Origin of the sequence: Atopomonas sediminilitoris, from assembly GCF_022601735.1 — a bacterium.
Lineage (GTDB): Bacteria > Pseudomonadota > Gammaproteobacteria > Pseudomonadales > Pseudomonadaceae > Atopomonas > Atopomonas sediminilitoris.
On sequence record NZ_JAKUMM010000003.1, the window covers coordinates 150465 to 170790 of the forward strand.

Here is a 20326-nt window from a genome sequence, read left to right on the forward strand (position 1 = left end):
TCTTTAGCCCCCCCATCAACACACAACGCAGGCTTGGCCTGCGTTGTGTGTTGATGGGGGCAACCATTGTTATTGCGGCGGTAGCTGCTGCTGCAAATAACGCAGCTGCGTTTGCAGCGTGGTGATATTGGCCGTGACTTGCTGACGGAAAGCATCCAACGATGCTTGTGACTCATTCTGCGCCGTGCGGGTTTCTAGCTCGCTGCGCAAAATCAGCAGATCATCTTGCACTTGTTGCAGCTGTGCATTGTTCTGACTGGCTTTAGCCACACGCTGCACTTCTGTTTGCAACGCTGCCAAGGCAGGTTCTAGGGCGAGCAATTTTTGCAAGCTTGCCGATTGGGCTGTCTGCTCTTTGCTGACATTCGCCAGCGCTGTTTGCACCGTGGCTTGTTCGCTTTGCTGCTGTTTCAGTGTGTCTTGCAGGTGACCGCTCTGCTGTGCGGTCTGCTTTTGCTGTTCACTCAATACTTGCTGCTGGCGTTGCACGTTAGCCAATTGGGTTTCGAGCTGCTTGACCCGCAGCTTCACCGCTTCGCTTTCGCTGGTCACGCTCGACTCCGTCGCCACCACCTTGCCGCTGACCTCTTGCAAGCGCCCCGCCGCTTCTTCACTGATACGGGCAAAGCTTTCTTGGGTGGCCACCAGCTGACGCTGCAACAGCACAATCTGCTGAAAACTCCACCAACCTAACCCAGTCAGCACTACCGCCAGCACCGCCACCAACACCCAAATAGGCGCGGTGGACGCAGGCTTATCTGCATTGCCACGCATCGAGCTAGCCATGCCTAACGTATCGCTTGTCACCTTGGCTGCGGGCTGCTCACGCAGCGCGGCCGGCTCGTCATCGGTCGCACGCAAACTTGGCAACTGGGTTAACTCATCATCAGCATCGTTACGCATTGGGATTCCACTTCAACGCCTGAACGCCCTCAACATAATGAGTGGCATTAAATCGACGTTTTGGTTGCAAGGTTATAAAGCCGCGCAGTATAGCGAGTTGCCTCAGGCACCGGGAGCGCCGCCAGTCTTGCCACACCAAGGCTGGGCGCGCCATCACGGTGCAACACCCTGAAAATCCGCCCCAATCCCTAGCACGCACTGATCGATCAAACCACGCCACAAAGCCCGCACTAGAGCATGCAAGCCCGCCACGCTAGCGATTGGCAATAACGGCACAACCTTTGCTGCGCGAGAAAAAACTCTGCGTTTGTTAAGGCATATAGAAGGATGCTCGCCATGGAAATGACCAAACCTCTGATCGACTGCATGCAAACCTTGCGACGCCGCATTCGCGCTGAGCAGGGCTGCGATATTCGCCTAAGCCAAAGCGATGCCATCGCACAAATGTTGACGCTCGCCAGCCAATCGCGCGATAACACCACGCAAAGCTTGGCTAAAACCTTGAGTAGCCTGTCAGGCCTTGCATTACCCAGCGCAGCGAGCAAGGTGCCCACGCCAGGCGCCCAGCAATACCGCGGCGCGACCGTCAGCCAACTTGAGAACCCACCCGCTGAAGCCGCGCCACCCGTCATCAATGCCAGCAATGCCAGCGTGCGGATTTACCGTGGGCAGAAAGTTTACGCGTGAGCCGCTTGCCAGTCGTCGCAGAACTCGTCGAGCGCATCCCATAGGCTGCACTCAGCGCGGTAATCCAGCAGCGTTTGCGCGCGGCTAATATCCAGCGAAAAGTCTTTGGCCATGACATCGATCCCTAAGCGAAACAGGCTGGGTTCGGGCTTATTGGGGAGCAGGTGGCAGACGCCCTCATTCAGCGCTGCCACACTCCAAGCCAAGGAATACGGCAAACGGCCACGCACGGCGCCTAACTCCATACGACGCAGAACGTAATTGACCACATCCCAAAACGGCACCGGCTGACCATTGCTGATGTTGTAGGCCTTGCCTAACGCGGCTCCACCCACCTGCAGGGCGCTGAACAAGGCATCGCACAAGTTACCAATGCTGGTGAAATCAACTCGATTGAGCCCATCACCGACCACCCGCAGGCGACCCTTTTGCTGCATGTTAATAAGACGCGGGAAGATACTGGTGTCGCCGGCACCGGTGACGAATCTTGGCCGCAGTGCCAACACTTCTAGGCCAAACTCTGCGGCGGCAAACACCGCCTGCTCGGCCTGATATTTGGTTTCGCCGTAGTAATCAGCAAACCGCGTGGGGATATCCTCCTCGGTAATCCCCACGCGGTTAGCGCCACCGAAATAAATCGATGGTGAAGACAGGTGCACCAAGCGCGATACGTTCTCTTTTAAGCAGGCATCGACGACCTGCTCGGTCAACGTGATATTGCCCGCCACAAATCGCTCACGCGGGCCCCACACGCCCACCGCACCGGCGCAATGCACCACAGCATCCACCCCACGACAAGCCACTCGTGCGACTTGCGGATCGGCTAAATCGCCTTCACATAACTCAGCCCCGCGCGCCAACAAAGCGGCCACGCTGTCAGCGCGACGCGCGTTGACGCGCACCTGCAAGCCTTGCTGTAAAGCAAACAGCGCAAAACGCCCGCCAATAAAACCGCCGGCGCCGGTCACTAAAATATGCATTGTTGATCCTTATTCGATAACGACTAAACACTCGCCACAGCACAACGGCCCAACACTAGCAAAGGCCGCCACATAACACGGTGACTCTTAAAGCCAGAGCATTGACTTAAGCAGACATTAGGCCGACAAGCAGCGCGCAGCGGTTGCGCGTAACGCCACGCCCAAGGCGCTGATCAAAGGGCTGTCTTGACGCCAATGGTGCCAATACAAGGGCACCGCCAACTGCCAACCCGGCGACACATCCAACAACTCACCCGCAGCTAAGGCTTGCTCAATCTGCAACAACGGAATCAAGCCATAACCCAGCCCGGCCTTAGCCAAGCCCACAAAGCCTTCTGATGAAGGGCAGACATGGTGCTGAAAGCTACCTTCAATGCCCTGCTCAGCCAAAAACCGATGCTGCAAGCGATCATCAGGGCCAAACACAATAGCCGGGGCAGCCACGAGTTCATCCGCCAGCAACCGCTGCTGTTGATAGCGCTGCGGCAAATAATGCTGTGCAAAACGCGGGCTACACACCGCACGGTACAGCATGCTGCCCAAGTACTCGCTGCGCGCACCGGCCACAGGCTTGTCGTGCGCACAAATACAGGCGGCCACTTCGCCAGCACGCATACGTTCAAGCCCGACCGCCTGATCAACCAACACATGTTCAAACAGCACCGCATGGTTTTCCCACACTTGCGCCAACGCCAAAGGCCACCACGTTGCCAAGCTGTCAGCATTAATCGCCACGCGCAAACGCGCGGGCCCTGCCTCACCGAGTAACGGCACCTGCGCCGCCAACTGCTGCTGCAGCACTTGTACTTGCTGCATGTGATTTAACAGTTGCCGCCCTAATGGCGTTGGCTGCGGCGGCAAACTGCGCACCAACACCGCTTGACCGACGCGCGCCTCAAGCAAACGAATACGTTGCGATACCGCTGACTGCGAGATATGCAGCTGCAACGCCGCGCGTTCGAAGCCCGCTTGGGTAACCACCGCGACTAACGCTTCCAGCAATTTGTAATCGATCATGCGCCACCCTCATTAGCCATTCTAATGAGCCATTAATAACATTGCTTTTACTAATAAAGGCAGCTTTCTTAGCCTAATCACTCTCCTCCCAGATCAAGAGCTAGTTATGTGGCAGAGTTACTGGAACGGTCTTGGCATCGCCGCCGGCTTAATCATCGCCATCGGCACCCAGAACGCTTTTGTTCTTGGACAAAGCCTCAAGCGTGAGTACCACTTAAGCGCGGCGCTGCTGTGCATCCTCTGCGATGCTTTGATGATTGTGCTGGGGGTTTTTGGTTTAGCCGCATTGCTCGCGAGCCACCCAGCGATCTTGCAAGCGGTTCGCTGGGGCGGCGTGGTGTTTCTTTTGGCCTATGCAGGCTTTGCTGCTCAACGCGCGCTACGCCCACAAGCACTGCTGCAACAAGGCCAACAAGCGCTTAGCCATGGCGCTGTGGTGCTCACAACCCTCGCCGTGACGCTGCTCAACCCCCACTTTTACCTCGACACGCTGTTCTTGATTGGCTCACTCGGCAGCCAACAAGCACACCCGGCGGCCTATGCCGCAGGCGCCGCATCGGCTTCGGCCCTGTGGTTTATTGGCTTAGCTCTTGGCGCCGCATGGCTCGCACCTTGGTTAGCGCGCCCCCTGACGTGGCGTTTGCTCGACAGTGGCATTGCCCTGCTGATGCTGGTCATTGCTTATAACCTCGCGTTTGGCCAAGGGCTCGACGTACCGTCCTAGAGCCATTCTCACGACAAGCCCCTACAGTTCCTGCGTGGATAGCACACCCTCAGCTCTGCTATCATTGAGCCGTTGTGCCACTCGCATTACACCCGCCCGGCCCCGTGAAGCCGGCACCTGCACCCGTAACGGTGCAGGCCTGATCGATAAAGAAAATGGAGATAAACCATGGCTTTCGAACTGCCGCCGCTGCCCTACGAAAAGAATGCCCTTGAGCCGCACATCTCTGCGGAAACACTGGATTTCCACTACGGCAAGCATCACAACGCCTACGTGGTAAACCTGAACAATCTGGTTCCCGGTAGCGAATTCGAAGGCAAGAGCCTAGAAGAAATCGTGAAAACCTCTTCTGGCGGCGTTTTCAACAACGCAGCCCAAGTCTGGAACCACACCTTCTACTGGAACTGCTTGGCACCCAACGCTGGCGGTCAACCGACTGGCGAATTAGCAGCAGCCATCGACAAAGCCTTTGGCTCGTTCGACAAGTTCAAAGAAGAGTTCACCAAAACCGCTATCGGCACCTTCGGTTCTGGCTGGGCGTGGCTGGTGAAAAAAGCCGACGGCTCACTGGCACTGGCAAGTACCATTGGTGCTGGCTGCCCGCTGACCTCCGGCGACACCCCGCTGCTGACCTGCGACGTTTGGGAGCACGCCTACTACGTTGACTACCGCAATGCTCGTCCGAAGTACGTTGAAGCATTCTGGAACCTGGTCAACTGGGACTTCGTTGCGAAGAACCTAGCCGCCTAAGCCTGCTCTAGCTCGGGCTTTAGCGCTAAACCCCGCGAGCTTTCTGCCGCGGGGTTTTTATTTTCAAATAATCGTCATTTCTTACGGCTAAACCTTTGACGCATAGGGGATTGCCGCCAATACTGTTGTGAAACCAAGACGCGTGGGTTCGGACTTGCCACAGACCACTTCAGCCAACAGCCTGTCACTCAAACTGCTTCGCGCCGTATTGCTGGCCGCCCTGATTGTGGGAATCGTGCTCAGTTGCGCGCAGATCGTGTACAGCGCCTACCAGACCCGACAAAGCATTGATCATGATGCCGAACGGATTTTGGCCATGGTACGTGACCCCTCAACGCAAGCCGTTTATAGCCTCGACCATGAGATGGCCCGCCAAGTTGTCGAAGGCCTGTTCCAACATGAGGCAGTACAAGAAGCGGAGATCGGCAACCCAGGCGAATCCCCTCTGGCAGAAAAGCGCCGCGCCTTACAAGAACGCTCTACCCGCTGGCTCACTGACCCTATCTTGGGCCGCCAACAGCCTTATTCAGTCAAACTCTATGGCCAAGCTCCTTACCGTGAGTATTACGGTGATCTAGCGATCACCTTAGATACCAGCGGTTATGGTGAGCTGTTGGTGTCCAACTCGGTCATTATTTTCATTTCCGGCATCCTGCGCGCCATGGCCATGGCGCTGATTTTGTTCTTGATTTATCACTGGATGCTCACCAAGCCTTTGGCGAAAATTATCGAACACTTGGCCGACATCAACCCAGATCGCCCAGGCCAGCGCCAACTGCCCATGCTCCGCGGCCATGAGAGCAACGAACTCGGCCAGTGGATCACCACCGCCAACCAGCTGCTGACCTCCATTGAACGCAACTCCAACCTGCGCCGCGAAGCCGAAGACAGCCTACTGCGCTTATCGCAGTATGATTTCCTGACCGGCCTGCCTAACCGCCTGATGCTGCAACAACAACTGCAGCGCCTGTTAGAGGATGCCAACAAGCACCATAAAGGGATTGCCGTACTCTGCGTGGGGCTCGACGATTTCAAAGGCATCAACGAAACCCACGGCTACCAAACCGGTGATGCCCTGCTGATTGCCTTGGCCGAACGCCTGCGCGCCAGCAGCGAAGGCCTAGGCGGACTAGCGCGCTTAGGTGGCGACCAATTCGCCCTAGTGCTGACTGACATTGACCAGCCCTATCAGGCCGCTGCTTTAGCACAGCAAGTGTTAGACGACCTCGACCGTCCCTTCGTGCTGATGCAAATTGAAGTGCGCCTGCGCGCCACCATCGGCATCACCCTATTCCCAGATGACGGCGACAGTGCTGAAAAGCTGCTGCAAAAAGCCGAACAAACCATGACGCTAGCCAAAACACGCTCGCGCAATCGCTACCAGTTCTACATCGCCAGCCTCGACAGCGAAATGCGCCAACGCCGCGAACTGGATCAAGAACTGCGCGAAGCCTTGCCACGCGGGCAACTGCACATGGTTTATCAGCCCCAAGTTGACTATCGCAACCACCAAATCATTGGTGTCGAGGCGCTACTGCGCTGGATTCATCCCGAGCGCGGCTTTATTCCACCGGATCAATTTATTCCGCTGGCCGAACAAAACGGCAGCATCATCAGCATTGGTGAGTGGGTGCTCGACCAAGCGTGTCAACAATTACGCGAATGGCACGACCAAGGCTTCACCGACCTACGCATGGCCGTTAACTTGTCGGCGGTGCAACTGCACCACAGCGAACTACCGCGCTTGGTTAACAACCTTATGCAGCGTCATCGCCTACCCGGCAAGAGCTTGGAGCTAGAAGTCACCGAAACCGGCCTGATGGAAGACATCACCGCCGCCGCCCGCCATTTGCACAGCCTGCGCCGCTCCGGCGCCTTGATCGCCATTGATGACTTTGGTACCGGTTACTCGTCGCTGAGCTACCTACGCAGCCTGCCACTGGACAAGATCAAAATTGATAAGAGCTTTGTGCAAGATCTGCTAGAGGACGAGGAAGACGCCACCATCGTGCGCGCCATTATTCAGCTGGCTAAGAGCTTAAACATGCAAGTGATCGCCGAAGGGGTGGAAACCCTTGAGCAAGAGGCCTACATCATCGAGCACGGCTGTAATGAAGGCCAAGGCTACCTGTACAGCAAGCCTCTGCCCGCCAAAGAGCTGACCTTGTACCTCAAACAAACCCAGCGCCTGACCCAGGCAGCCCGTGGCAGCGAATAAGTAAACATCGCGACCTGTGCCTGCGCTTGTGCGGCTAAGCGCTGCGGTGCTGCTTCCTGCTTCGGCCATGCTTGGGTTATTACCGAGCAGACGCGCTTAAAGAGCCCACTCAGCGCCTTACCCTCATGTTAATTCTGGCGTATCCCACCAGTTTATGTGGCGCACTAGGTTTGATTGCGCAGCTCGGCTGCCCCAAACGAAAAAAACTGTGTGGCACTGCTCTGCTTGATCGCTCTAGTACCCGTGACGCTGGTTCACCGCATAATGCCGTAGCCCACGGACTAAGACAGCAACCAGCCGTTCTTCAGGCTCAGCCAAATAAGCCCGCCGGTACCTGCTAAAGCAGCCAGCAAACCACCTACCGCATGCCATCGATAGTGTTGGGCGAGTTCATCTTCACCCGCGCTAGAGAGCACAAACGGCAAAGACTTGGAATCGCTCAGACGGTGCTGATCGCCCTGATTCAGACGAGTTTTAAAGCGCTTATCGGCCTCCCAGCCCGCCTCTTGCCGCACACGCTGCCACTCTTGTTCATCCAACTGACCATTGCGGTCATAGTCAAAACGCTGCAGCAGCGCTTGATAGTCTTGCTTCCACTCCCGCACCACCGCACCCACTTCAAGCGCGGCGTTAAACCCTTCACGCGCCGCGCCGTGTGAGGTGAAGTGCCCCAAAGCATACAAGGGCTCACCAGCGTGTAAGCGTTCCTCGGTATAACGGTATTCTTTACCAAAAACACCACCCAGCACGCTACCGATCAGACCAGTGCTCACACGTTGGCGCGGATGCCGTTCACTCCCTTTCCACACGCGTTTGTTGGCCGGGCGCACTTCAGCCCCACGCGGGTCTATCAAACAGGTACCGGTGCCATCATCGAGCAAAAGCCCCGCCTCACTGACGCCACTCTCTAACGTGCGCCAGGACTTCTTATCCCCGCTACCGGTGCGTTCCTCAATTTTGAAACGCCACCACAGACAGGGTGTCCCAGTGAGCGGGCCTTCCTGCATCGCCTCAGCTTCGCCTTTGAGTACGCCATACAGCTCAACAAAACCTTGCGCGGCCGAGCGGACTTTGGACGTCGGGGTGTCTTCCAGTAATCGCGCCCGCGCCAGCTGACGAAAAAACCAATAACCCCCACCGAACAGGCCAAAACCAGACAGCGCCAAGAAAAACCATGTGTCTTGCATCAGTGCTTAACCAAACAACTTGGCCACATCGACATCGGCTTTTTCCGCGTCGCTGAATTGCAGTAAGTCCGCGGCTTTGAACGCAAACCAACGTGCAATCAGCACATCCGGAAACTGCTCAATGCGCACGTTATTGCGATTGACCGCGTCGTTGTACAGCTCGCGTCGATCAGCAATACCGTTTTCCAAACCGGTGATGCGCTCAGACAGATGACGAAAGCTCTCATTCGCTTTGAGCTCAGGGTAGTTTTCAGCCAAGGCAAACAAGTTGCCCAAGCCCATGCGCAGGCCGCTTTCAGCTTTGCCCAGCGCCGGCACATCGCCCTGTTCACGGGCTTGCGCCACGGCACTGCGTGCGGCAATCACTTGCTCTAGGGTAGTGCGCTCATGGCTCATGTACTGCTTGCAGGTTTCGACCAGTTTGGGCAGCTCATCGTGACGTTGTTTGAGCAACACATCGATATTCGACCACGCTTTGCTCACCCCGTGCTTGAGATTAACCAAGCCGTTATAAAGCACCACGCCATAGCCAACGGCCAAAACCAGTACCACCAAAATCACGACACTTGTGCTGGACATGAACGCACTCCTTGTTTGATTAGCGTCATTGTATCGACAGTTTTCCACGATGCGCAGGGCATGAAGCACAATCAGGGCTTTATCTTAATGCGAATTTTTCGCATTATATTTACTGCTTAACTTTAACTTTCTATAAAGACCTAGGGATTTTCCTCATGTACAGCACCCGTTTGGCTAGCGCCTCACTGCTCGCACTTAGCATCGCCCTTGCCGGTTGCGGTCAAGAAGACGCCGCAAAACCCAGCACCGAAGCGACTACTCCAGCGGTCTCTACAAGCACTGAAACCGCTAAAACCGCCAACACGTTTGATAGCCAAGCCGCCAGCGCAGTGGTCAGCCACTATGCCGACATGGCCCTCGCGGTGTTTGAGGATGCCTTAACCAGCGCCAAAACCTTGCAAGCAAGCATTGACGCCCTGCTCGCAGAGCCCACGCAAGCCAATCTTGATGCCGCACGCAGTGCTTGGATTGCCGCCCGCAAGCCCTATATGCAAAGCGAAGTCTTCCGCTTTGGCAATGCGGTGGTCGACGACTGGGAAGGTCAGCTCAATGCCTGGCCACTGGATGAAGGCCTGATCGACTACGTCGCCAGCGAATACCAGCACGCCCTCGGCAATCCAGGCGCCAGCGCCAACATCATCGCCAACCCGCAACTGAGTTTGGGCGATCAAACGCTTGATCTGGCTAAGCTCACCCCTGAACTACTGGCCGAGCTGAACGAGCTAGGCGGCTCAGAAGCCAACGTAGCCACCGGCTACCACGCCATTGAATTTCTGCTCTGGGGCCAAGACTTAAACGGCAGCAATCCCGGTGCAGGCGAACGCCCCGCCACCGACTTTGCTCAAGACGAAAACTGCAGCAACCAACACTGCGCACGTCGTGCCGAGTACCTGAAAACCGTCACAGCGCTACTGGTGAGCGACCTTGAATACATGGTCGGCCAATGGCAGCAAGGCCAAGCCGACAACTACCGCGCCACACTGCTCGGCGAAACGCCAGAGCAAGGCCTGCGCAAGATGCTGTTCGGCATGGGCAGCCTGTCACTGGGTGAACTCGCAGGCGAGCGAATGAAGGTCGCACTGGAAGCCAACTCCACCGAAGACGAGCACGACTGCTTTAGCGATAACACGCACAACTCGCATTTCTTTAACGCCAAAGGCATTCGTAACGTCTATCTGGGTGAATACCAGCGCATCGATGGCAGCAGCGTTAAAGGCGCCAGCCTGAGCGAGCTGGTCAAAGCAAGCAACGCTGAGGCCGACCAAAAGCTGCAAAACGAACTGGCGAACACCGAGACCGCACTGCAGAAGCTGGTTGATAGCGCCAATAACGGCACACACTTCGATCAACTGATCGCTGCGGGTAACGACCAAGGTAATGCGATTGTCACCGAATCTATTCAAGCCTTGGTCGCACAAACCAGTGGCATTGAAGCAGCGGCGGCGGCCATTGGCATTACTGAACTGAACCCAGACACCGCTGACCACCAGTTCTAAGCTGGCCTCACTCAATGGCCGCGTGACGCCCCTGTGCGTTACCGGCCATTGAACCACGTTATCCCAATCCAATAGGCACCGCCGCATACGGACATGCGACGCTACCGCCCCGCTTTAGCGGCGTTATGCCGTCGTACTGAGTACTTGCTGTGTTTCGTCATGCTGTTTTAGTCGTTATTGCTGGCCTCGTCAGTGCGTGCGACACACCCACTGCCGACTTTCAAACCGGCGAAGACTTGCCCGCAGGCAGTGCCAGTGTGACTGCCAGCGGCCGACAAGCGTTTTCACTGCCGTCAGCGAACCTTGCCCCGTCAAGGCGCGTGGACTTTGCCGTCGGCAACAGCTTCTTCCGTAATCCCTGGGTCAGCGCACCGGCCAGCACCACCGCCCGCGATGGGCTTGGGCCATTGTTCAACACCAACGCCTGCCAAAACTGCCATATTCGCGATGGTCGAGGGCACGCTCCCGATCAGGGCAGCACACAGGCAGTATCCTTGCTGGTACGGCTGTCGATTCCGGCCAATGCGGGCGATGACGCACGACTGCTGCAACAGGGTAATGTGCCCGAGCCAACTTACGGCAAGCAATTGCAAGACATGGCCAACCCAGGCTCCGCCCGCGAGGCGCTTGTCAGCCTCACCTGGCACGAGCAACAAGTGCACTTAAACGGCGGGCAATCCGTGACCCTCCGCCGACCCGCACTGCAGTTGAGCGAACTGAACTATGGCCCCTTGCACCCGCACACGCAGTTTTCGCTGCGCGTAGCCCCACCAATGATCGGCCTAGGCTTACTGGAAGCCATTCCCGAAGCGGCCATCTTGACGAATGCTGATCCCGAAGATCACAACCAAGACGGCATTCGTGGTGTCGCTAATCAAGTGTGGGATGTAGCGCAGCAACGCACCCGCCTTGGCCGCTTTGGCTGGAAAGCCGGCCAACCGAGTCTCAACCAACAAAACGCTGCCGCCTTTGCTGGCGACCTTGGCTTAACCAGCCACCTATTTGAGCAAGATGACTGCACCGCCGCACAGCCTGACTGCCAGCGAGCGCCGCACGGCGGTGACCCTGAGGTCAGCGATAATATTCTGCGCCAAGTGCTGTTTTATACCCGTCACCTTGCGGTGCCCAAGAGACCACTGGCGAACACTGAACCCGTGCTGATGGGCAAAGCCCTGTTCCAGCAAGTCGGCTGCACGGCCTGCCACACGCCCAGTTTCACCACGGCCGAAAACGCCGCCGAACCCGAGCTTAGCAACCAAACCATCTGGCCCTACAGCGACTTACTGCTACATGACATGGGCCCTGAGCTGGCGGATAATCGCGGCGAATTTATCGCCAGCGGCCGGCAATGGCGCACCCCACCGTTGTGGGGCCTAGGCCATACTGCGGCGGTCAGTGGGCAAGTCAGCCTGCTGCACGATGGCCGTGCACGCTCGGTGCTGGAGGCGATTCTCTGGCATGGTGGCGAAGCACAGCCAGCGCGTGATGCCGTCATTGCGCTGCCCCACGAACAACGCCAGCACTTAGTGCACTTTGTTAACTCTTTGTGAGCACCGTCTGTTGAATACTATCTCCTGCATGATGCTATCCACCTTGGCGCTGAGCACCACCCTCGCCCTCACAGGCTGCGAGCCAACGCCAAGTCACGCCGACATCAATCAAGCCTTAGTCAGCGAACTAGAAAGCAGCTACCAAGCGTGGGCCGAGAGCAGCGAGCAACTGGCCAAAGCCAGCCAACAGTTTTGTGCCGACAAACAACCCCTAGACAGCCTACAAACACAATGGCGCACCACCTTTGAACACTGGTCCGCCCTGCAACCTGCGCAAATAGGCCCCATTGCCGAGCACAACCGCGCTTGGCAGGTACAGTTTTGGCCGGACAAAAAAAATCTAGTCGCACGGCAAGTCAACGCGCTACTGCAAGCCCAACCCAAGCTTGAACAAGCCCACTTAGAACAGGCCAGCGTCGTCTTACAAGGACTTAGCGCCGCCGAATACTTGCTGTTTGACGCCACGATTGATCTGACCGAAAACAGTCAAAAAACCCGCTATTGCGGCCTTTTAAGCGCCATTGGCCAGCATCAAGCGACCCTAGCTCGCACTGTGAGCAACGAATGGGCTGGCGACACTGGCTTCAGCGCTCTGCTGAGCAAAAGCCCAAACGCACGCTTTGCTGACGAACAAGAAAGCACCGCCGAACTGCTACGCAGTCAAGTCAGTGGACTTGAGCTGATGAAGAAGAAGTTAGCCGTCCCTGTGGGCAAACTCACTCGCGACATCGTGCAGCCTTATCAAGCCGAAGCCTGGCGCGCCGACGCTAGCCTGCAAAGCCTGCGCGCCGGCCTGCATACGCTGCGCACGCTGTGGGGCAATGAGCACACCCTTGGCCTGCGTAACTTGGCGCAAGGTCAGGCCGTGCAGGCGCTGATCGACCAACAACACCTGCGCACCGAGCAAGCCTTTGCCAAGCTCAAACAACCGCTGCAAGCCTTGTTGCCACAAGAAAGCGGCCGTGGCCTGCTGAATAAGGCCTACGCTGAGCTGGTCGATTTGCACCGCCTGTATGAGCAAGACTTAGCCCGCGCGCTCAATGTGCAGATGGGCTTTAACGCTCACGACGGTGATTGATGAATCGCCGCCAATTCCTCGCCGCCGGCATTGCCGGGCTGAGCGCGACGACAATCGGCCACTGGCTGATTAATCAAAATGGCACGCCGGCAGCCACCTTGTTCTCAGCGCGCAGCAATGCGCAGGGCCAGCATTTTGCTTGCGCTTGGCGCCTCAATGGCGAGCCGGTGTTTGAACGCCAAATCACCCAGCGCTGCCACGATATTTTGCCGTTACCCGACGGTGGCGCGCTGTTTATTGCCCGCCGCCCCGGCACGGCACTGTATCGTTTTAGCGCCAACGGCCATTTGCTGCATACCCAGCGCGCCAGTGCTGATCGGCACTATTACGGGCATGCGGTACTGAGCCAAGACGGCCACTGGATCTACGCCAGCGAAAACGACACTCGCGACCCCGGCCGTGGCGTAATCGGCGTGTACCGGTTAAGCGACACAACGCTGAGCAAAGAAGCCGAGCTATCAACCCACGGCATTGGCCCGCATCAACTGTTATGGTTGCCAACTTCTGGGCTGCTCGCCATCGCCAACGGGGGAATCCGCACCGAGGCCGACAGCCGCCAAGCAATGAACCTTGGGCACATGCAGGCCAGCTTGGTACTGCTCTCAGCAGACGGCCGCTTGGTAAGCCAAGAAACCCTAGCCGAGCCGAAAAACAGCCTGCGACACATGGCCGTTGCCGCTGATGACACCTTGGTGTGCGGGCAGCAATATATGGGGCCAATTGAAGACAGGGTCGATTTATTGGCCATCAAGCGCCCCAATCAACCGCTAAAGCCCTTCCCGGTGCTAGCAGCGCAGCGTCAAGGCATGCAGCAGTACACCGCCAGCTTGGCCATCCATGAACAACAACGCGTGCTCGCCGTGACGCTGCCACGCGGCAACCGTGTGCAAGCCTGGCAGCTAGACAGCGGCGAGCTGGTGCTTGATCAAGCCCTGCCTGACTGCGCCGGCATTGCCGCCGTTGAACAAGGCTTTGTTGTGTCGTCAGGCCAGTCACGCTGCCGCCTGATTGACCTGCAAGGGGCCACGCCACGTATAAGCGCCCTCACCCTGCCGGCTGGCGGCTGGGACAATCACTGGCGCTTAAGCTAATCGCACCGTACAAGCTCTTAAGCCGTGTAATCCCGCTCAACCTTAGCCACCTGCACACGATAGTCGCTGTACCAGCGCTCACGCCCTAAGCGCTGCGCGGCCTGGTGCTCTGGGTGCGCTTTCCACGCATGGATGCTGGCCTCGTCAGGCCAGTACGACAATGCCATCTCTTGGTCGCCCTCACACAGCGCATCAAAGGCCAAGCAACCAAACTCGTTGAGCGCCAACTCGCGCATGCGCGCTGCCATGCTGCTGTACTGCGCATCTAGGTTTTTTAGCGTGGCGCGAAAAATGACAACGAACATAACCCTTCTCCCTGAAAGCAAACACCCCAGCCTGGGCTGGGGTGTTTGTAGGTAACGTTAAGGTGTCTCGTCGACCTCTTCGACCTGCGGCGGGATCAGATCCTCGCGGGTCAAGTTAGTCCAGATCAAGAACACACTCGAGATATACACCGACGAGTACGTGCCCACCACCACACCGATGGTCAGCGCCATGGCGAAGCCCCACAGGTTCTCACCACCGAAGAACAACAGCGCCAATACGGCCAGCAAGGTCGAGAGCGAGGTCGCGGTGGTACGCAACAAGGTTTGCGTGGTGGAGATGTTGATGTTTTCGATCAAGTCAGCCTTACGCAGCAGGCGCATGTTTTCACGCACGCGGTCATACACCACGATGGTGTCGTTCAGCGAATAACCGATGATCGCCAAAATCGCCGCCAGCACCGTCAGGTCAAAGGTCCAGCCAAAGAAGGCAAAGATACCGATAACGATGATGACGTCGTGCAGCAGAGTAATCAGCGAGCCAATGGCAAACTTCCACTGGAAGCGAAACACCACGTACAACATCACGCCGAACATGGCCAGCAGCATGCCGATACCGCCTTGGTCGCGCAGCTCTTCACCCACTTGCGGGCCTACGAACTCGACCTTTTGCACGGTGACATTGTTGCTGCTGTCGGCTTCACGCAGTGCGCTGGCCACTTTATTGCCCAAATCGGCAGCGTCACTTTGAATACGCACCACCACGTCGGTGGTGGCGCCAAAGTTCTGCACCACGGCGTCGCCGTAACCGGCGGCTTTAAGCTGGTTACGCACTGCATCCAAGTCAGCCGCTTGATCGTATTGCAGTTCGATCAGAGTGCCGCCGGTGAAGTCGAGACCAAAGTTAAGCCCTTTCACCGCCAAGCTGCCCAAGGCCACAAGGCTAAAGATGAAGGTAAAGGCAATCGCAATGTTGCGAAGGCCCATAAAGTTAATAATGCGCTTTTGCATGGTCAGACCCTCAAATCCACAGCTTCTTGATATCGCGGCCACCAAACAGCAGGTTGACCATCGCGCGGGTAACCACGATCGCAGTGAACATGGAGGTGAGAATACCGATCGACAAGGTGACGGCGAAGCCCTTGATGGGGCCGCTACCCATGGCGAACAGGATGATGCCGACCAACAACGTCGTCAGGTTACCGTCGACAATCGCCGAGGTAGCACGGTCAAAGCCTTCGTGAATCGCGCGCTGGATACTCATGCCATTGGCAATCTCTTCACGAATACGCGAGAAGATCAGCACGTTGGCATCCACCGCCATACCCATGGTCAGCACGATACCGGCGATACCCGGCAGCGTCAGGGTCGCGTTGAAGATGGACATAAAGGCCACCAGCATCAACATATTGAAGCCCAACGCAATACTGGCCAAGATGCCGAAGAAGCGGTACAGCGCAACCATGAAGATGGCGACGAACAACAAGCCCCACTTAGCCGCCTCGACACCGAGGGCGATGTTTTCCGCGCCAAGGCTTGGGCCGATGGTGCGTTCTTCAGCAAAGTGCATGGGCGCAGCCAAACCACCGGCACGCAGCAACAGAGCTAATTCGGAAGACTCACCGGGGCCATCGAGGCCCGTGATGCGGAAGCTAGAACCCAGTGGCGACTGAATCGTGGCCAGCGAGATGATCTTTTTCTCTTCTTTAAAGCTGGTGATGGCGACTTCTTTCTCGACACCATTGACCTGCTCTTTGACGTAGCGGGTCAGTGGCTGCTGCTCGATAAACAGCACCGCCATGCTTCGGCCAACGTTATTACGCGTGGCGCGATTCATCATGTCACCACCGCGGCCGTCCAAGCGGATATTCACTTGCGGGCGGCCATTCTCATCAAAGCTCGCTTGAGCATCGGTTACTTGGTCACCGGTGAGAATCACCGAGCGCTCAAGGCTGGCCGGTAGGCCACCATCACGGCGCTCAAAGGTCTCGGTGCTGGCTTTGCTAGCCTCCGCATCAGCCTGCAGGCGGAATTCAAGGTTGGCCGTTTTACCCAAGATACGCTTGGCTTCGGCGGTGTCTTGCACGCCCGGTAGCTCTACCACGATGCGGTTAGCACCCTGACGCTGCACCAGCGGCTCGGACACACCCAACTCGTTAACGCGGTTGCGTACGGTGGTAAGGTTTTGTTTGATCGCGTATTCACGAATTTCTTGGTACTTGCTTTGACTCATCGCCACGCGCAGGACTTCTAGCTGGTCACGCGTGCTGGTGGTCAGGTCAAAATCCAAGCCAAATTGCGTGGCAATCAAGCTGCGAGCTTTCTCCAGCTCTGCTTCGCTACGAAAACCCAGCTGAAATGCATTGTCTTGCGGCGGCAGACTGCGATAACGCAGTTTCTCTTTGCGCAGCATGCTTTTAATTTCGCCTTCGGAAATCTTCAAGCGCGCGCTGACCGCTTTATCCATATCCACTTCCAAGAGGAAGTGCACACCACCGGACAAGTCCAGACCGAGCTTCATCGGCGTAGCGCTTAAATCCAGCAACCACTTAGGCGTGGTGGGTGCCAAGTTCAGTGCCACCACGAAGTCATCGCCTAATACGCGGCGAATCGCTTCTTTGGCCGGCAACTGATCGGCCATGTCGTTTAAGCGCAACAGGGCGTTCTTCTCGCCCAGCTTGCTGGCCTTCACGTCAATGTTATTGCTGGCCAGCGCCTTCAGCGCTTTGTCCAGCTCGGCTTGCGACAGCACGGTGCTGGTTTTAGCACCGGTAATCTGTACCGCCGGATCATCCGGGTAGAGGTTGGGCAAGGAATAGATCACCCCGACGGCCATCACCGCCAAGATCATCAGGTATTTCCACAAAGGGAATTTGTTCAACATGTCTGGCCTTCTTTTGTAATCCGTCACAGCGGTCACTGCGCTTGCATACGACACGGGGCGCTCTAGCGCCCCGTTTAACCCGGATATGGTGTTGCCTTAGATGGCTTTCAAGGTGCCTTTAGGCAGAACAGCGACTACCGCACCTTTTTGGAACTTCAGCTCGACGTTGTCAGCAATCTCAACCACCACGAACTCTTCAACCACTTTCACTACTTTGCCGACGATGCCGCCGCTGGTGACCACTTCATCACCCTTGTTCAGGCTGGCCAGTAGGTTCTTGTGCTCTTTGGCGCGCTTAGCTTGTGGGCGCCATACCATCAGGTAAAAGATAACCACGAAACCAATCAGGAAAATCCACTCCATGCCAGTGCCTGCTGGGCCGGCGGCGGGAGCGGCTGCGGCGGTTTCAGCGTAAGCAGCGGGGATAAAACTCATCTGGGGTAACTCCTAAGGTAGATAAAGCAATGCAATCGTATTGTTATTCGCCTAGAGGCGGCACAGGCAGGCCGCGCTTGGCGTAGAAGTCTTCGACAAAGGCCGACAATCTACCCTGTTGAATGGCCTCGCGCAAACCAGCCATCAAGCGTTGATAATGGCGCAGATTGTGGATGGTATTGAGCATACTGCCGAGCATTTCACCGCACTTATCCAAGTGATAGAGGTAGCCACGGGTGAAGTTTTTGCAGGTGTAGCAATCGCACGCCGGATCCAACGGGCCGGTGTCGTGACGGTGCACGGCATTACGGATTTTTACCACACCGGTATCGGTGAACAGGTGGCCGTTACGCGCATTACGGGTCGGCATCACGCAGTCGAACATGTCCACGCCACGACGCACCGCCTCGACGATGTCCTCTGGCTTACCCACCCCCATCAAGTAGCGCGGCTTATCCGCTGGCAGCGCCGCCGGCATGAAGTCCAACACCTTGATCATTTCGTCTTTCGGCTCACCGACCGACAAGCCGCCGATGGCGTAGCCGTCAAAGCCAATCTGCTCCAAGCCCTCTAGCGAGCGCATACGCAAATCTTCATACATGCCGCCCTGCACAATGCCGAACAGCGCCGACGGGTTGTCGCCGTGGGCATCTTTAGAGCGCTTGGCCCAACGCAGCGACAACTCCATGGAGCGCTGCGCTTGCTCATGAGTGGCGGGGTACGGGGTGCACTCATCAAAAATCATCACGATGTCAGAGCCCAGCTCGCGCTGCACCTGCATCGACACTTCAGGCGACATGAAAACTTTGCTGCCGTCTACCGGCGAGGCGAAAGTGACGCCCTCTTCCTTAATTTTGCGCATCGCGCCAAGACTAAACACCTGAAAGCCGCCAGAGTCGGTGAGGATGGGGCCATGCCACTGGGTAAAGTCGTGCAAATCACCGTGCTCGCGGATCACCTCGGTACCGGGACGCAGCCACAGGTGAAAGGTGTTACCCAAAATGATGTGCGCACCGATCGCCTCGATATCGCGCGGCAACATCCCTTTGACCGTGCCGTAAGTCCCGACTGGCATAAACGCCGGCGTTTCCACTACACCCCGGGGAAAGTTCAAACGACCGCGACGGGCTTTGCCATCGGTGGCCAGTAAATCAAATTGCATAAAACTCATGAACGCTCATCCTGCGGGCCACGCGGCGCCGGATTACGGGTGATAAACATGGCGTCGCCATAGCTAAAGAAACGGTAACGCTCGGCCACCGCCGTGCGGTAGGCCGCCATTGTTTCTGGGTAGCCGGCAAAGGCGCTCACCAACATCAACAGGGTCGATTCGGGCAGATGAAAGTTGGTTACCAGCGCATCCACCACATGAAACGACTTGCCGGGATAGATAAAGATTTGTGTGTCGCCTGAGTAAGGTTTTAATTCGCCGCTTTGCGCGGCCGTCTCAAGCGAGCGCACCGAGGTCGTGCCGACCGCAATCACGCGCCCACCACGAGCGCGGCAGGCAGCCACCTTGGCCACGACCTCATCACCCACTTCCAACCACTCGCTGTGCATGTGATGGTCTTCAATGTTCTCCACCCGCACCGGCTGGAAAGTGCCCGCGCCCACGTGCAGGGTGACAAAGGCTGTGTCCACGCCCTTGTCAGCCAACGCAGCCAGTAGCGCCTGATCAAAGTGCAAACCCGCCGTGGGCGCTGCGACAGCCCCAGCACGATCGGCGTACACGGTTTGATAACGCTCGCGGTCGGCCGACTCGTCCGCGCGTTCGATGTAAGGCGGCAGCGGCATATGGCCAATGCGCTCCAGCAACGGCAACACTGGCTCAACAAAAGACAGCTCAAACAACTCGCCCTGACGACCAAGCATGTCCACCGTGTGCTGCTCGGCACCCTCTTCACCCAACAGCAGCTGACTACCGGGCTTGGGCGACTTACTGGCACGCACATGCGCCAGCACGGTGCGCTCACCCGTGACGCGTTCCACTAATACCTCGACCTTGCCCCCGCTGGCTTTGCGCCCAAACACCCGCGCCGGGATGACGCGGGTGTTGTTAAACACCATCAAATCCCCGGGGCGCAGGTATTCCAGCACATCAGCAAACTGGCGATGGGCCAACGCGCCGCTGGCGCCCTCAAGCACCAGCAGGCGACTACCGCGGCGTTCCGCCAAGGGATAATGGGCGATTAAATCCGCCGGCAAATCAAATCGAAAATCACTAACGCGCATAAGGTTTTACAGCAGCAATGCGAAAAAAGGCGGCAAGCTTACCGGAAAGGTGAAAATTCGTCATGCCAAGTGATTGACCAAGTGCAAAAGCGTCCCTATACTTCGCCGCCATTGCCTCCCAAGCAAACTGATTCGCTAACGCAATCAGACACTTGCAAATGCCCGGGTGGCGAAATTGGTAGACGCAGGGGATTCAAAATCCCCCGTTGGTAACAACGTGTCGGTTCGAGTCCGACCCCGGGCACCATTGAT

Annotated in this window: 19 protein-coding genes and 1 tRNA gene; 9 read left to right on the forward strand and 11 right to left on the reverse strand. The window is 57.1% G+C overall.

Going from position 1 to position 20326, the window contains the following annotated elements; translation table 11 throughout:
• Positions 1-69 precede the first annotated feature (69 nt).
• Positions 70-903: an ATPase gene (locus MKI83_RS05400; protein ID WP_241583875.1), complete on the reverse strand. Its 834-nt coding sequence runs from the start codon at positions 901-903 to the stop codon at positions 70-72.
• A 336-nt stretch (positions 904-1239) separates the two neighbouring features.
• Here MKI83_RS05400 and MKI83_RS05405 point away from each other — a divergent pair, with 336 nt between their 5' ends.
• The gene (locus MKI83_RS05405) at positions 1240-1590 is read left to right on the forward strand and encodes a hypothetical protein (protein WP_241583876.1); all 351 of its coding nucleotides are present in this window, start codon (positions 1240-1242) and stop codon (positions 1588-1590) included.
• On the opposite strand, the gene MKI83_RS05410 is transcribed toward MKI83_RS05405, so the two are convergent.
• Positions 1581-2570 (reverse strand): NAD-dependent epimerase/dehydratase family protein, encoded by a 990-nt coding sequence (locus MKI83_RS05410; protein ID WP_241583877.1) that lies wholly within the window; start codon positions 2568-2570, stop codon positions 1581-1583. The two genes, MKI83_RS05405 and MKI83_RS05410, sit on opposite strands and share 10 nt — an antisense overlap.
• A 117-nt stretch (positions 2571-2687) precedes the next feature.
• Positions 2688-3587, reverse strand: coding sequence for a LysR family transcriptional regulator ArgP (locus MKI83_RS05415; RefSeq protein ID WP_241583878.1), 900 nt, complete (start codon positions 3585-3587; stop codon positions 2688-2690).
• A 106-nt stretch (positions 3588-3693) separates the two neighbouring features.
• On the opposite strand from MKI83_RS05415, the gene MKI83_RS05420 reads away from it, so the two are divergent.
• The 3 genes from MKI83_RS05420 to MKI83_RS05430 all read left to right on the forward strand — a co-directional run bounded on the left by MKI83_RS05420 (position 3694) and on the right by MKI83_RS05430 (position 7279).
• Entirely contained in the window at positions 3694-4311 is a 618-nt protein-coding gene (locus MKI83_RS05420; RefSeq protein WP_241583879.1) for a LysE/ArgO family amino acid transporter, read from the forward strand.
• 168 nt (positions 4312-4479) lie between these two features.
• The gene (gene sodB / locus MKI83_RS05425; protein ID WP_241583880.1) at positions 4480-5061 is read left to right on the forward strand and encodes a superoxide dismutase [Fe]; all 582 of its coding nucleotides are present in this window, start codon (positions 4480-4482) and stop codon (positions 5059-5061) included.
• A 154-nt stretch (positions 5062-5215) separates the two neighbouring features.
• Positions 5216-7279 (forward strand): putative bifunctional diguanylate cyclase/phosphodiesterase, encoded by a 2064-nt coding sequence (locus MKI83_RS05430; protein WP_241583881.1) that lies wholly within the window; start codon positions 5216-5218, stop codon positions 7277-7279.
• A 281-nt stretch (positions 7280-7560) separates the two neighbouring features.
• On the opposite strand, the gene MKI83_RS05435 is transcribed toward MKI83_RS05430, so the two are convergent.
• On the reverse strand, positions 7561-8466 hold the full coding sequence (locus MKI83_RS05435; protein WP_241583882.1) for a GIDE domain-containing protein: 906 nt from the start codon (positions 8464-8466) through the stop codon (positions 7561-7563).
• 6 nt (positions 8467-8472) lie between these two features.
• A complete protein-coding gene (locus MKI83_RS05440; RefSeq protein ID WP_241583883.1) occupies positions 8473-9045 on the reverse strand; it encodes a LemA family protein in 573 nt (190 codons plus the stop codon).
• A 155-nt stretch (positions 9046-9200) separates the two neighbouring features.
• Here MKI83_RS05440 and MKI83_RS05445 point away from each other — a divergent pair, with 155 nt between their 5' ends.
• From MKI83_RS05445 to MKI83_RS05460, 4 genes are all read left to right on the forward strand, one after another.
• Positions 9201-10541, forward strand: a complete 1341-nt coding sequence (locus MKI83_RS05445; protein ID WP_241583885.1) for an imelysin family protein — start codon at positions 9201-9203, stop codon at positions 10539-10541.
• A 176-nt stretch (positions 10542-10717) separates the two neighbouring features.
• Positions 10718-12091 (forward strand): di-heme oxidoreductase family protein, encoded by a 1374-nt coding sequence (locus tag MKI83_RS05450; protein ID WP_370867363.1) that lies wholly within the window; start codon positions 10718-10720, stop codon positions 12089-12091.
• 28 nt (positions 12092-12119) lie between these two features.
• Complete coding sequence (locus MKI83_RS05455) at positions 12120-13169, forward strand: imelysin family protein (protein ID WP_241583886.1); 1050 nt, start codon at positions 12120-12122, stop codon at positions 13167-13169.
• Complete coding sequence (locus MKI83_RS05460; RefSeq protein ID WP_241583887.1) at positions 13169-14260, forward strand: DUF1513 domain-containing protein; 1092 nt, start codon at positions 13169-13171, stop codon at positions 14258-14260. Before MKI83_RS05455 ends, MKI83_RS05460 begins: the two co-directional genes overlap by 1 nt.
• 17 nt (positions 14261-14277) lie before the next feature.
• Here the strand turns inward: MKI83_RS05460 and MKI83_RS05465 are convergent, their stop codons facing one another.
• From MKI83_RS05465 to queA, 6 genes are all read right to left on the reverse strand, one after another.
• Positions 14278-14565, reverse strand: a complete 288-nt coding sequence (locus MKI83_RS05465; RefSeq protein WP_241583888.1) for an antibiotic biosynthesis monooxygenase family protein — start codon at positions 14563-14565, stop codon at positions 14278-14280.
• A 57-nt stretch (positions 14566-14622) separates the two neighbouring features.
• Entirely contained in the window at positions 14623-15534 is a 912-nt protein-coding gene (secF, locus tag MKI83_RS05470) for a protein translocase subunit SecF (protein ID WP_241583889.1), read from the reverse strand.
• A 10-nt stretch (positions 15535-15544) separates the two neighbouring features.
• The gene (gene secD, locus MKI83_RS05475; protein ID WP_241583890.1) at positions 15545-17407 is read right to left on the reverse strand and encodes a protein translocase subunit SecD; all 1863 of its coding nucleotides are present in this window, start codon (positions 17405-17407) and stop codon (positions 15545-15547) included.
• Positions 17408-17503: 96 nt separating this feature from the next.
• Positions 17504-17842 carry a preprotein translocase subunit YajC gene (gene yajC / locus MKI83_RS05480; protein WP_241583891.1) on the reverse strand — a complete coding sequence of 113 codons (339 nt, stop codon included), beginning with the start codon at positions 17840-17842 and terminating at the stop codon, positions 17504-17506.
• A 43-nt stretch (positions 17843-17885) separates the two neighbouring features.
• Positions 17886-19004 (reverse strand): tRNA guanosine(34) transglycosylase Tgt, encoded by a 1119-nt coding sequence (gene tgt, locus MKI83_RS05485; protein ID WP_241584260.1) that lies wholly within the window; start codon positions 19002-19004, stop codon positions 17886-17888.
• Positions 19005-19009: 5 nt separating this feature from the next.
• Positions 19010-20074 carry a tRNA preQ1(34) S-adenosylmethionine ribosyltransferase-isomerase QueA gene (gene queA / locus MKI83_RS05490; RefSeq protein ID WP_241583892.1) on the reverse strand — a complete coding sequence of 355 codons (1065 nt, stop codon included), beginning with the start codon at positions 20072-20074 and terminating at the stop codon, positions 19010-19012.
• A 160-nt stretch (positions 20075-20234) separates the two neighbouring features.
• On the opposite strand from queA, the gene MKI83_RS05495 reads away from it, so the two are divergent.
• Positions 20235-20321: transfer RNA gene (locus MKI83_RS05495), tRNA-Leu, on the forward strand.
• The last annotated feature ends 5 nt before the right edge of the window (positions 20322-20326 follow it).